Source organism: Tumebacillus sp. BK434 (assembly GCF_004340785.1).
Classification (GTDB): domain Bacteria; phylum Bacillota; class Bacilli; order Tumebacillales; family Tumebacillaceae; genus Tumebacillus_A.
The window spans coordinates 95,324-109,054 of record NZ_SLXS01000005.1; the positions used below are offsets into that span (position 1 = coordinate 95,324).

General features: G+C 56.5%; 11 protein-coding genes. 2 read left to right on the forward strand and 9 right to left on the reverse strand.

Annotation, left to right across the window (positions count from 1 at the left end):
- Positions 1-3: 3 nt before the first annotated feature.
- From EV586_RS14155 to EV586_RS14175, 5 genes are all read right to left on the reverse strand, one after another.
- Entirely contained in the window at positions 4-207 is a 204-nt protein-coding gene (locus EV586_RS14155) for a glutamate decarboxylase (RefSeq protein ID WP_087455115.1), read from the reverse strand.
- A gap of 91 nt (positions 208-298) precedes the next feature.
- On the reverse strand, positions 299-1,528 hold the full coding sequence (gene ystJ / locus EV586_RS14160; RefSeq protein ID WP_132945768.1) for an NADP-dependent malic enzyme: 1,230 nt from the start codon (positions 1,526-1,528) through the stop codon (positions 299-301).
- 129 nt (positions 1,529-1,657) lie between these two features.
- Positions 1,658-2,125, reverse strand: coding sequence for a phosphatidylglycerophosphatase A family protein (locus EV586_RS14165; protein WP_132945769.1), 468 nt, complete (start codon positions 2,123-2,125; stop codon positions 1,658-1,660).
- A 67-nt stretch (positions 2,126-2,192) separates the two neighbouring features.
- Positions 2,193-5,744, reverse strand: coding sequence for a DNA polymerase III subunit alpha (locus EV586_RS14170; protein ID WP_132945770.1), 3,552 nt, complete (start codon positions 5,742-5,744; stop codon positions 2,193-2,195).
- A 95-nt stretch (positions 5,745-5,839) separates the two neighbouring features.
- A complete protein-coding gene (locus EV586_RS14175; RefSeq protein ID WP_132945771.1) occupies positions 5,840-7,306 on the reverse strand; it encodes a hypothetical protein in 1,467 nt (488 codons plus the stop codon).
- 404 nt (positions 7,307-7,710) lie between these two features.
- Between EV586_RS14175 and EV586_RS21185 the strand changes: the two genes are divergently transcribed.
- The gene (locus EV586_RS21185) at positions 7,711-7,851 is read left to right on the forward strand and encodes a hypothetical protein (RefSeq protein WP_165898605.1); all 141 of its coding nucleotides are present in this window, start codon (positions 7,711-7,713) and stop codon (positions 7,849-7,851) included.
- A gap of 16 nt (positions 7,852-7,867) precedes the next feature.
- Here the strand turns inward: EV586_RS21185 and EV586_RS14180 are convergent, their stop codons facing one another.
- The 4 genes from EV586_RS14180 to EV586_RS14195 all read right to left on the reverse strand — a co-directional run bounded on the left by EV586_RS14180 (position 7,868) and on the right by EV586_RS14195 (position 13,155).
- Entirely contained in the window at positions 7,868-9,412 is a 1,545-nt protein-coding gene (locus EV586_RS14180) for a bifunctional GNAT family N-acetyltransferase/carbon-nitrogen hydrolase family protein (RefSeq protein ID WP_132945772.1), read from the reverse strand.
- Between the two features lie 125 nt (positions 9,413-9,537).
- A complete protein-coding gene (locus EV586_RS14185; protein WP_132945773.1) occupies positions 9,538-10,932 on the reverse strand; it encodes a hypothetical protein in 1,395 nt (464 codons plus the stop codon).
- Positions 10,933-11,408: 476 nt separating this feature from the next.
- Positions 11,409-12,722 (reverse strand): DRTGG domain-containing protein, encoded by a 1,314-nt coding sequence (locus EV586_RS14190; protein ID WP_132945774.1) that lies wholly within the window; start codon positions 12,720-12,722, stop codon positions 11,409-11,411.
- A gap of 118 nt (positions 12,723-12,840) precedes the next feature.
- Positions 12,841-13,155, reverse strand: coding sequence for a hypothetical protein (locus EV586_RS14195; RefSeq protein WP_132945775.1), 315 nt, complete (start codon positions 13,153-13,155; stop codon positions 12,841-12,843).
- A gap of 300 nt (positions 13,156-13,455) precedes the next feature.
- Here EV586_RS14195 and EV586_RS14200 point away from each other — a divergent pair, with 300 nt between their 5' ends.
- Positions 13,456-13,704, forward strand: coding sequence for a DUF3243 domain-containing protein (locus tag EV586_RS14200; RefSeq protein WP_132945776.1), 249 nt, complete (start codon positions 13,456-13,458; stop codon positions 13,702-13,704).
- The last annotated feature ends 27 nt before the right edge of the window (positions 13,705-13,731 follow it).

A 13,731-nucleotide genomic window follows, 5' to 3' on the forward strand; every position in this document is an offset into this window, starting at 1 on the left:
ATTTTATGATTCGCGATGTGAAGAGTGGAGAATGTCTTTTAAGACTTCCTGCACTTCGTCCAATTCTGTCTCGGGCACCAAAATTTCAAACTGTTGCTTGGCTGCATTCGTCTGGCGGAGTTTGACCAGGAATCCTTCTTCCGTAAGCTTGTCCTTGATCCGCTCGGCCGTCTTCGTGTTAGGCGCAATATAGATGACAGTCCACATACGAGAGAACCTCCCCCGGGCTACGTCCGCAATTTTGGACTAATCATATCATACGGGCAGGGAACACAGCAACAGAGCGATATTGATGGAATTACTCGCTTTTTGTCAGGCGGGCAGTCCGTTCCGCCACTTCATCCGGGTTGACAAATAGCTGCGCGACCCCTGTGTCCATCGCCGCTTTCGCCACCGCTTTGGCAACGTTCGGCGCCACGCGCGGATCGAACGGCTTGGGAATGACATAGTCGGAAGACAGCTCATGCGGCTGGATCAGCTCCGCGATCGCATAGGCGGCGGCGATCTTCATCTCTTCGTTGATCGAGGTCGCCCGCACGTCGAGCGCGCCGCGGAAGATGCCCGGGAAGGCGAGGACGTTGTTGACTTGGTTCGGATAGTCAGAACGGCCTGTCCCCACCACCTTCGCGCCCGCTTCCATCGCATCGTCAGGGCGGATCTCCGGATCGGGGTTGGCCATGGCGAAGATGATCGGGTCGCGGTTCATCGAGCGCACCATGTCCTGGGTAACCGCGTCGGCAACCGATACGCCGATGAAGACGTCCGCTCCTTCGATCACTTCTTCCAGAGAGCCGGTGACGCGCTCGCGGTTGGTATTTTTCGCGATCAGCTCTTTGACCGGGTTCATCCCTTCGACGCGTCCTTCGTAGATCGCGCCTTTGGTGTCGCACATGATCACGTGCTTGACCCCCATCGAGAGCAGCAGCTTGATGATCGCAATACCAGCCGCACCCGCGCCGTTGGCTACCACCTTGATGTCCTGCATCCGCTTGCCGACCACTTTCAGCGCGTTGATCAGACCGGCCAGCGTGACGATCGCCGTACCGTGCTGGTCATCGTGGAAGACCGGGATGTTCAGCTCTTCCTTGAGCCGCTGTTCGATCACAAAGCACGCCGGAGCTGCGATGTCTTCGAGGTTGATGCCGCCAAACGTGGGTTCGAGCAGTTTGACGGTGCGGATGATCTCCTCCGCGTCGGTCGTGTTCAAGCAGACCGGCACCGCATCGACGCCGGCGAACGCCTTAAAGAGCACCGCTTTCCCTTCCATGACGGGCAGGGCAGCATGCGGGCCGATGTTGCCGAGACCGAGCACGGCGGTGCCGTCGCTGACGACGGCGACAAAATTACCTTTGGCTGTATAATCATAAACGCGCTCAGGCGTCTTGTGAATCTCTTTGCACGGCTCGGCGACCCCCGGGCTGTAGGCCAGGCTGAGATCGCGGGCGTTGCTTACGGGCACCTTGGAGGTGACGGCAAGCTTGCCTTGGTGAGCGCGGTGCAGCTCAAGTGCATCTTCACGCAACGACACGTACTTTCACTCCTTTTCCGGTCCCTGCCCAAACGAGGAAAAAACGGGCAGGATCAAGCGTCAAATTTTATTATATCATGCCGCTGCAGTTCCTTTCTACCAACCAGTCATTTACGTCTTTAGGGGCCGTTAAGGCTTGGCACAGCGGTGGGCGATGCGAGCGGAAGCGGCGGCGGCCACGCCTGCGACCAAGTCATCGAGGAACACGTGCACACCGTTTTGTTTGTTATTCAATTTCGCGATGATGCCGATCTTTTCCTTGTCCAAAAAGCCGAACGAAGTCAGGCCGATCGAGCCGTAGACGTTGGTGATCGACAGGGCGAGGATTTCGTCAACGCCGTACAGCGGCTCATCCGTTTCGAGGATGCGCTGCAGAGGCTCGGGCAGGGCTTTCCGCTCGGCGAGTTCGTCGAGCGCGACGCCGGTGTGCAAGGCGTATTGCACTTCGCGCTTGGCGAGCACGCGCATGACGCTGGTCACGCAGGGGTCGCGCTCGAGATCGGGATGATAGGGTTTTTGAAGTGTATACACGATATCCACGATGTCGTCGACGGTGACCCCGCGACGTTCCAACAGTTCGATAATCTCACGGGCCATAGGGTACAACCTCCCTGCAGATAAGAGAAGATAGTTACATCCTATGTGGAGGAGCCCAGAAGGTTGCTTAGTTTTTCCGCATTTTTTTGACAACCGCGCCCTGTCCCAGCAGGCCCTCCACCGCCGCCACAAACTGCGGTGTCATCGCCACGGCATACCGCTCCGACAGCTCCCGCGCCTTGCGCGTCGCCGTGTAGAACAAGAGCACCGGCAGCGTTCCATGGAACCTCGTGATCACCTGCTGAAGCTCCGCGAGACGAGATTCATCCTCCGGCCGGATGCGCAGATAGACGACCGCCTGCTCTTGGACTGCACCAGTTCCCTTTGCCTGCACGTTCACAGATCTCGCATCATTCACAAGACTTGCATCATTCACAAGCCTTGCATCATTCACAAGCCTTGCATCATTCACAGCTCTTGCATCATTCACAGCTCTTGTCTCATACTCGACATTCGTCTCCGGTTCGATCGCTTTGATCTGGTCCGCGATGATCTTCACTTCATCCCCGCGCTGCTGCAGGCGTCCGCGGACGGCGATCACTTCGGTGTCCAGCAGGGGCTCGGCGCGTTTGAACACTTCCGGGAAGAGGACGACTTCGGCGAGACCTGTGGTGTCCTCGACTTCCAGGAACGCCATGCGGGCGCCTTTTTTGGTCTGGATCTTCTTGGCCTGGCGCAGCAACCCGCAGACGGTGACGCTCGCTCCGTCCGGGGTGTCGGCGAGCTCGATGATCCGCTTGTCGGCGATCTGCTCCATCCGGCGGCGGTACGGTGTCAGCGGCGACCCGGTCACATACAGCCCGAGCAGTTCCTTCTCCATCTCCAGCCGCTCGCGCACGGTGAAATCGCCCGTCTCCGGCAAAATGAACTTCCGCTGTTTCTGCTCCCCTTGCCCTTCGATCAGCCCGAACAGGCTCATCTGGCTGTCATCATGCTCCTTTTGCTTCACCCGCCCCTGCTCCACCGCTTCTTCCAGCGCCAGCAGCATCGCCCGGCGGTTGCCGTGCAGTTCGTCAAAACAGCCGGCGCGAATCAGCGACTCGATCGCCTTCTTGTTGCACGACCGCGCATCGACCCGCTCGCAAAAATCGACCAGATCGGCAAACGCCTGCTTGCGCCGCGTCTGCACCAGCGACTGAATCGCCGCCACGCCGACATTTTTGATCGCCAGCAGGCCAAAACGTATTTTTCCATTCTCCACCGTAAACCGGTACGTGCTCTTGTTCACATCGGGCGGCAAGACCCCGATGTTCATCCGCCGCGCATCGTCCACATACTGCGCCACCTTGTGCGACGACATCATCACGCTCGTCAGCAGCGCCGCCATGTAGGCAGCCGGATGGTTCGCCTTCAAATAACAGGTCTGGTAGGCCAGTACCGCATACGCCGCCGCATGCGCCCGGTTGAATCCGTAATCGGCAAAGCGCACGATCAAATCATACACCTCATGGGCCAGCCGTTCCTCGTAGCCCTTTTGCAGACAGCCGTCCACAAAGATCGCCCGCTGCTCGTCGAGCACGTCGCGCTTCTTCTTGCCGACCGCACGCCGCAGAAGGTCTGCCTGCCCCAGCGAAAAGCCGGCCATCGTCGAGGCGATCTGCATGATCTGCTCCTGATAGACGATCACCCCGTACGTATCTTCCAAGATCCCTTGCAGATCGGGATGCGGATAGCGGACCGCCACCTCGCCGTGCTTCGCTTTGATAAAGGTCGGGATGTTCTCCATCGGACCCGGGCGGTACAGCGAAATCACGGCGATGATATCTTCAAACGAAGACGGGCGCAGCTCCCGCAGCACATGTTTCACCCCGGACGACTCCAACTGGAAACACCCGTCCGTATCGCCGCGGCAGAGCAGCTCAAACGTCCGCGGATCGTCCATCTCCATCTCCGCAAAACGAATCTCCCGGCCCTCCGTCTGCTTGACGATCTCGATCGTCTGGTCGATCAGGCTCAGATAGCGCAAGCCCAGAAAATCCATCTTGAGCAGCCCGACATCCTCCAGCACTTCCATCGAGTACTGCGTCACGACGCCGCCTTCCGCCCCGCGCTGCAATGGCACATACTCGGTCAAGGGAGCTTTCGAGATCACCACGCCTGCCGCATGCAGTGACGTGTGCCGGGGCAGCCCTTCGATCTGGCGGGCAGTATCGACCAGCTTGCGCACCTGCGCATCGGTCTGGTAGTACTTTTGAAACTCATCGTCTTCCAGCGCCTTCCCGATGGTGATGCCGAGGAAGTGCGGCACCCGTTTCGTCGTTGTGTCAACCACGCTCTGCGGCAGGTCGAGCACCCGGCCGACATCGCGAATCGCAGCGCGGGCGGCCATCGTTCCGAACGTGACGATCTGCGCCACGCGGTCCGCGCCGTATTTGGCGGTCACGTAGTCGATCACTTCCCCCCGCCGCTCAAATTCAAAGTCGATGTCGATATCCGGCCAGGAGATCCGCTCCGGGTTCAAAAAGCGCTGAAACAGCAGATTGAACTTGATCGGATCGACGTCGGTGATCCGCAGCACGTACGACACCAGACTGCCGGCTGCCGACCCGCGCCCCGGCCCGGTCGAGATGCCGTTCTCATGAGCAAACCGCATGAAGTCCCACACGATCAAAAAGTAGCCCGAGAAGCCCATCGACCCGATCACGTCCAGCTCATAGCGCAGCCGCTCCCACACCTCCGGTCCGGGGTTCCCGTAACGCATCCTCGCTCCCTGTTCGCACAAGTGCGCGAGATACGTCTGTTCCGTATACCCCGGCGGCAGGTCAAACGCGGGCAGATGCGTTTCATTCAGATTGAGCTCGACGTTGCAGCGGTCGGCGATCACCCGCGCATTGTGCAGCGCCTCTGGAAAATGCGAAAACAGCGCCGTCATCTCCGCGTCTGACTTCATATAATATTGGTCGGTCAGCAGGCGCGGCCGGTTCTCTTCTCCGATCGTCCGCCCTTCGCGAATGCAGGCCAACACGTCCTGCACCGGCGCTTCTTCCGGCAGCAGGTAGTGGACGGCGTTGGTCACGACGAGCGGCAGATTGACCTTGTAGGACAGCTGCACCAGATTCTGCACGACCTGCTTTTCCTCCAAAATCCCATGGTCCTGCAGTTCGAGATAGAAATTGCCTTTGCCAAAGATCGCCGCGTATTCATTTGCCGCATGTTCCGCAGCCAGCAAGTCGCCTTGTTGAATCTTCTGCGCCACTTCGCCTTCCATCCCGGAGGACAACGCGATCAAGCCTTCGCGATGGCGTTTCAGCGCCTGCTTGTCGGTGCAAGGCAGCATCCCGGCGCTTTCCAGTTGCGCCTCCGAGACGATCTTCAGCAGATTGCGGTACCCGGCCAGATTCTCCGCGAGCAGCACCAGCCGGTACGGTTCCTCCCCGCGCATCATACGATCGCGCAAGCTCCCCCGCGCCACCAGCACCTCACAGCCCAGAATCGGCTTGATCCCCGCCCTCTTCGCCTGCTTATAAAACTCCACCGCCCCGTACATCACCCCGAGATCGGTCATCGCCACCGCATCCATGCCCAGATCGGATGCCCGCTCCACCAGCTCGTCGATCCGGCACAAGCCGCGCAGCAAACTATATTCTGTATGTACATTCAGGTGGACGAACCCGTTCATCGTCCAGCCCCCTTTCGTATGCGAACAAACATTCTCCTCTCATTATACAAAAAAATCCCCCCTGGCATCCACACGGAGCAGGGAGGATTCGGCGATTATTTGGGTTCTAAGACATACGAATACGGATTGCCGAACAAATCGAGCAGATTCTGCTTGGCCTCCGACTCCGGCAGGCGGGCGAGCGAAACAAAGACGCGCTCCTGCAAGCCGGACCGTGCACAGGCTGCCGTGTCGTTCGTTTCCAGGCTGATGATGTTTTTCGCGGCGAGGCGCGCCGTGTCGTGCAGCTCTTCGGCCACCCCGTCGTCCCCCTCAGGAAGTACCAGTTCCAGATACCCGATCGCTTCGGCCAGTCTGAAAAACAGTTCCCGCTGCTTCCAGCGCTCCAAGTTCCGCTCGCGAAGCGCAGCGTCCAGCTCCGGCAATCGCTCACAAGATAGGATGCTGGCAGGCGTCGGCCACGCATCCGGGTCGAACGACTCCGCCATCTTAGCCAGGCAATACGGGTCGGGCGGAAGCAGTTCGACCGTGCGGCGATATCCCGGCAGCCGATTGCGCTTCGCCGCCGCGATCCCCCATTTGCTGTGGATCTTCATACCTTCGGCGTACGTCTGGTAGTGCGTCCCGCGGATCAGCTCCTGTTCCGCTTCCGACACCGCAAAGTTCTGCAGGATCTTCGCTTTGACCGGGTTGTCAGCAATGCTGCGATCCCCCGTTCCCTGCTGCATCATCCACGTCGTGTACAGCGACAGGGAGCGCCCGGTCAAGCCCGCAATCTCGCCTTTGTTGATTCGAATGCAGTCATATCCAGGATCGAGCGTCCACGGCAGCAGCGAAGCGAATCCGTTCTCATACGCATACAGATCTTGGTTGATCTCCATCCCTTCGACCAGCAAGCGGTCATTGATGTAGCAGCAGACCGCTTCGACATGTACAAAAGAGCTGATGTCTTCCGCCTCGTTCTCGCTTAACACGCGGGGATACAGGTCATAGAACAGTAAGAGATGTGCCAGCTCATGCGAGAAGTTGACCGCCTTCAGATTGTTCGAATGGCGTTGGGAAGGCTTGCAATTTTCATACACACGCCCGTGCTCGGGACGAAACACGGCCGCTTCCTCATCTCGGTATTCAAAATGCAGTGTAAGGCCGGCATTGTAGCCGTGCGCAAACAAAGTCAAATAAGTCGGACTGAGCAACAGCCAAAGCGAATGGTCGGTGATCTCGATCGGCAGGTTGAAAAACGAGTTCTTCTGCTTCAGATCGAGAGAGAGCCATGTCATCCCCACCGAAAACGCCTTGTAGAGTTCGTACTCGCTTTTCATCCCTTCGCGGCGGCAAAATGTCTGCAGCCGCTCCAGCGTTTCGATGTAGGAAGAGGACGCGCCGTACTCCTCTAAAAAGAGATCAAGAGTCTCTTCGAACTCAGCCAATTCAATATTGGTATATACGTTTAAACCGTCCACCCAAAGGTCGATGCCGATCGGGTTCGACAGCCATTGAGCATGGTCGGATGTAAGCTGTTGGATCTCGAGAAATCGGGATCGCATCTGTGCCGTGTCCATCTACAATCAACCTCTCCGAAAAAATTGGAAAAGGGCACCTCCTAAGAGATGCCCATAACCGCTCTTAGAAGCAAGCGGAACCGTTAAAGATCACTAGGATCTTGGTTTCTGCAACCACCTGGTTTGCGGACAGGTCAGATTTAACCATTTTTTTCATTTTTTGTCACCTCCTTCATAACCATAGTATAAATTACCATTTTTGGAATGTCAATACTATTGTTCATTTCTTTATTATATTGCGTTATTTTTAGTATATTTGGAATTTTATCCGAGTGCCATAATCCGGTTTCAACACCCTGATCCACCACGAAACACCGCAGGAAGCGGTCGGGCGCGTATTTGGCATCACGCAGTCGCTGAGCAGTCTGATCCTGCTCGCCGCCCCGATCAGTGGCGGCCTGCTGGTGGAAGCGATCGGCGTGCACCTCGCGATGCAGATGTCCGGTACCGTGCTTGGACTGATCGGAGTCACCGGCCTCTTGCTGCGCGGACGCCTTGGGAAGAGCTCATCTCTCGACATCAAAAAAACCGGCGAACAGCTCTAAGCTGCTCGCCGGTTTGCTATTTGTCCAGATTCTTCAGCTTCACCTCATACAGATCCAGCCTGCGATCCCGCAGTTGCGTCACGCTGCCCGACTTTCTTGTGCGACGCAGCAGTTCCAAGTCGATATCCCCGACCACCACCGTCTCGATGTTTTCGCTGCACATGCCGACGATGCCGTCGCGGGGGAAGGAGTAGTCGGACGGAGTGAAGATGCCCGACTGGGCGTATTGGATGTCCATGTTCTCGACATGTGACAGGTTGCCGACGGTGCCGGAAATGACGGTGTAAACTTGGTTTTCGATGGCGCGGGCCTGCGAGCAGGTGCGCACGCGAAGGTAGCCTTGGCGGTCTTCGGTGTTGAACGGGGTGAAGATGATGTTTGCCCCTTTTTGGGTGACGATGCGGGCGAGCTCAGGGAACTCGATATCGTAGCAGACGAGGATTGCGATCTTCCCGCAGTCGGTGTCAAAGACGCGGATGTCGTCGCCCGGCTGCACGCCCCACCATTTGGTTTCGTTCGGGGTGATGTGGATCTTGTACTGCCGCTCGATCGTCCCGTCGCGGCGGAACAGATAGGCGATGTTGTAAATGTGGTGGTCTTCTTCTACGAAATGCGAGCCGCCGACGATGTTGACGTTGTATTTGACGGCGAGCGAGGTCATCAGGTGCAGATAGTCCTCCGTGTATGCGGTCAGCTTGCGCACGGCGACGCTCGGCGTTTTTTCGTCCAAAAAGGACAGGAGCTGCATCGTGAAGATCTCCGGGAACACGGCGAAGTCGGAACCGTAGTTGGACGCAACATCAACGTAGTACTCGCACTGCTGGGCGAAATCGTCGAAGCTCTCGATCTTTTTCATCATGTATTGGATCACGCAGATGCGCACCGGGAACGACGTTTTGAACTGCTTGCGCGTCTGGGGCAGGTAGTCGACGTTGTTCCACTCCATCAGGGTGGCGTACTGCAGCGACTGTTTGTCATCATCGAGGTAATGCGTGTTGATGCGTTTCACCATAAAGCCGTTCATCAGTTGAAACGTCAGCACCGGGTCGTAGATGTTGTGCGCCATCACCTCTTCGACATACTGGCGCGGCGACATCTTGTCGGCGTAGAGGTGGTAGTTGGGGATGCGCCCGCCGATGATGATGCTCTTCAGGTTCAGTTCCTGCGCGAGCTTCTTGCGCGCTTCGTACAGGCGGCGCCCGATCTTCATCCGGCGGTAATCGGGGTGCACCATGACTTCCATGCCATACAGGTTGAAGCCTTCCGGGTCGTGGTTGCGGATGTAGCCGTGATCGGTGATCTCGTTCCAGGTGTGTTGGGCGTTATATTCGTTAAAATCGACGATCAGACTGGAGCAGGAGCCGATGATTTTGTTTTCGTATTCCACACAGAACTGCCCTTCCGGAAAATGGCGCAGATGGCTTTGGAGCTGCTCGATCTTCCACAGATCCATATTGGGAAAACAGATCTTTTGCAACGCGATCAGCTCTTCGAAGTCTTCACGCTCGATGTTGCGCAGGATCATCTTTTTCTCAAATTTTGAAAGGTCAATGTCTGACATGCTGTGTCAATCCTCCCGTTCTTCCCAAACGTAATGAAAGTGTACCGTTTGGATGTCGTTATTATGCCTCCAAATTAGGAAACAAAAAGCCTCCTGTTCACCGGGAACGGGAGGCTTTTTTGGATTTATTGAATCGGGAAGGTGTTCCAGCCTTGCTCAGAGATCACCCTGTCCACTTCGGCGCTGTTGGTTACGTACAGCGCGTAGAGGTTCCATTTGGAGTCGATCGGGATGCGCACCATCTTGGCATCTTGCGGAAGCATCTCCTTGTTCCACACGCGGTACCGGTAGAGGTCGCCGACGGTGAAAGCGTTGCGTTTGGCAGGGCCTTCTTCCATCCACGGGTGGCCAATTACGAGGTTGACCTTTTGCTCTTTGAGGTAGGCGAACGTCGTGATGCGGTAATGGCCCGGTTTGTTGCTGTGGTGGTCGCCGTGGCGGGCGATCCAAGCGTCGTTTAAGCCGAGCATGTCGATTGTGCGCAGCTTGGCGTAGTACGGCGTGGCACCGGCGGCGGTGACGGCGATGGTGACGTCACGGTTGCCATCGAACGCTTTGCCGAGGACGCGGCCGATCTCGTCCCAGTTTTCATTTTCGTTGGTGATGTGAGCGGCGAGTGTGGTGCGCGTTTCGATGTTCTTGCGGTAGCTTGCCGTGTCGAAATTGACGGCGTGGCTGTAGGAACCGGCGACGACGACGAGGGCGAGCAGAACTTGCAGCCAGCGCCATTTCACGCATTTGACGATCAAGAAGGCGAGCAGCATGAACGCAAACGGCAGGATCGGCACGAGGAAGCGAAACTCCATGAAATCGCCGCCGACTTTGACGATGTAACCGAGCCAGAGCAGCACGGTCACCGACAGGATGGCGGTGTAGACATTGGTGAAAATCCGTTTGGCAAACGCCAGCGCCAAGAGCGGGAACGGGAGCAGCCAATAGGAGATGAAAAACATGCCGAGGAAGCGGATGCCGTTTTTCTCAAGGGCGACGGTGCCGACCTTGGCATAAAAGGTGTTCGGGAGGATGTTGCCGTAGTAGGACAGCTTCCACAGGAACCAGCCGCCGACGAGCAGTAGAAACGGCAGGGCGAGGGCGGCGAAATGGATCGCCTTCTGCTTGCCGGACACCTGGTCGCGCAGCAGGAAAAACAGGGCGAGCGGCCCAATGAAGATCAAAAAAATGGCCGAGTCGAGCCGAGTCATGGCGGCGAGGCTGGCGAGCACGGAGATCTCCAAAAACGGGACGATGCCCCACTGGCGGCGTTTGATGCCCATGAACAGGACGTAGAGGATCATCGAGAACAGGCTGGCTTGAAGCTGTGTTTCCAAGCCGCCCGTCGCATACATGCTAAAGGTGTAGTTGGTGCCGAGCAAAAGGATCGTGAGCAGACCAACCGCTTTCGATTCAAAAACATGGACGGCGGCGTGGTACGTGAAGTGCAGCGTCACCAGAAACAAGAGCAGCCCGGCCGCGTACGAAAACGAGACCACATCGATGCCGAGCTTAATCGGCATGACCATCAAAAGTGTCCATAAAAAGTTCGTGTAGCCTTCAATTCGCTCCCCCTCGTTCCAAACAAGCCCGAGGCCGGATGCTAAGTGATCCGCATAACGAAATGAAATAAATGCGTCATCCTGAATAAAACGATTCAGAAAAGCCAGTCCCAGCAACAATATGACCAACAGGAACAAGCCGACTTGATAAGGTGATTTCTCTAATTTAAATGATTCCCGCATTCCATCATCTCCTAGAATCTAAACAACTTACACGACTAAGGCTATCGCCTATTTTGTGGTGTGTCAACGCATCCTATAGAATGCGGGAGTGTATCCTCGCCAGCAATATGTTTCGACTTGCAAGACGCTATCTTCACCTGCAACATGCTTCTACTTGCAAGACGCTATCTTCGCCTGCAACATGCTCCTACTTACAAAGCGCTATCTTCGCCTGCATCATGCTTCTACTTACAAGGCACTATCATCACGAAAAGCAGAACTCATCTCTCCAATACCTGCGCCGTATAAAGGGCTTTGCCCATCAGGTCGCCGTGGCTGGAGATTTCGACGTCGACTTTGCCGAACTTGCGGCCGAAGTCGACGACGGTGGCACGGACGGAGACGGGAGAATCGATCTGGATCGGCTTGAGGAAATAGACCGAGACGTTTTCGACGACCATGTCCGAATTTTTCAAGCGGCGGATCGCAAGCGTCCCCGCTTCGTTGATCAGGGTCATCAGCACGCCCGGGCCCATCGTGCCCATCTGGTTGGTCATCTGCGGGGTGACGACGCCGGAGAGCCCGACGCTTTTGCCGTCGCATGATTCTTCCTTGAAATGGCTCAGGATGATGTCTTGGATCGTCTGCGCCACTTGCGGCTGGTTCTGGATGTGCTGCATGGCGCGGATCACGTCCTGGCGCGAGATCACACCGACCAGCCGCTTGTGATCGACGACCGGGAGCAGCTCAAATCCTTCCCAGACCATCATGTGCGCCGCATAAGCTACTGTCGTCCGCCCCGAGGCGCTGATCGGGCTTCGCGTCATCACCCGCTCGATCGGCTCGTCGAGGTCATGCCCGGTCACATCTTTTGACGTCACGATCCCGATCAGCCGCTCCCCGCCGTCCAGCACGGGAAACCGCGTATGGCCTGTCGCTTCCACCATCCTGTACCATGACTGCACGGTGTCCCCCACATACATCACATCGGGAATCACATTCGCCGGCAGGATGTCCTCCACCAGCAAGATCTCCTTCTTGATCAAGCGGTCATAGATCGCCCGGTTGATCAGCGTCGCAATCGTAAACGAATCGTACGCCGACGAGATGATCGGCAGCTGCAGTTGATCGGCCAGCACCTTCACATCGTCGGTCGTGTCAAAACCGCCTGTGATCAGCACCGCCGCCCCATGCTCCAGCGAGATCTTATGCACCTGCTCGCGGTTGCCGACGATCATCAGCGAGTCGCGGTCGATGTAGCGGAGCATCGCGTCCACTTCCATCGCGCCGATCACGAACTTGCTCAGCGTCTTGTGCAGCCCTTCCTTGCCGCCAAGCACCGTGCCTTCGACGATGTTGACGACCTCGGCGAACGTGAGTCGCTCAATGTTCTTCTTCTGTTTCTTCTCGATCCGCACCGTCCCGACCCGCTCGATCGTCGAGACGATGCCCCGCGTCTCCGCTTCCTTGATCGCGCGGTAGGCGGTGCCTTCGCTGACCTCCATCACTTTGGCGATCTGACGGACGGAAATCTTATTGCCGACATCCAAATCTTCAATATATTTTAGTATCTGCTCATGTTTGGTCGTACTCATCGTTTGGCAGCCTCCGAACGTCCCGATCTATCCTGTCTCTTCTCTGTACCCTCTCCTATTATAGTACAGCTTGCATAAAAAAACGCACCCTTTTCAGGTGCGTTTGCCAGCAAGTGGTTTACGACATAAAACGCCGCTGTTTCTTTTGTCTCATCTCGCGCTTTGCTTCGCTGAAATAGCCGCGCTTAAATTCCCGCAAGCCGCGCTCCAGCCATTCGTTGCGCTGCTTTTTGCGATCCTGTTTCTCCTTGTCCACCCCGATCAGGTAATACAGGTTGGAACTGATGATCAGCATCGCAAACGCCAGCCAAGTCACAGTAAAAGCACCGTCGAGCGACCACGTTACCTGCGGCACGCGCGGCAGTGCGAAGAACAGCAAGGCGAGACCGATCGTCATGTAGACAAAGCTTCGCGTCGTCTGTTTGCGCTTCAAAGCCAACTGCCCCCTTCTTCTCGTACAAGTCCCTTGTCTCCTACACGATATGCGTAAAGCACGGGTGCTATGTCCGTAAAAAGGCAAAAAAATAGGTGACCTCAAACCTCGGGGTCACTTCTGAAAAGGGGGTAATGTCGATGTAGTTATATCTTACGCCAGATATATTACGGCATTATTACAAGAACCTTACAGGAGAATGTTTTTTTAATACACCCGTCTCCTGCATAGCCACGCTCCCGCCGTGGGATAGTAACACGTGTAATCAGTTTCCCTGAAATCTGAAAAGGAGGGATCACGATGTCCGTTCTGAGCAACTTCGATCAATGGAAAGAGTTCCTGGGCGACCGCGTCTCCCAAGCGGTCGATGCCGGCATGTCCAACGAGAAGATTTCCAACGTCGCGTATCGCGTTGGCGAGTACCTCGCTGATAAAGTGGACCCGAAAAATGAACAAGAGCGTCTGCTGCAAGAGATGTGGAATGTCAGCGGCGAAGAAGAGCGCCACGCGCTGGCTCGCGTGATGGTCAATCTGGTCGCCAAACACTAAGCAGGCAGTAGTACAAAAAAGGAGGTG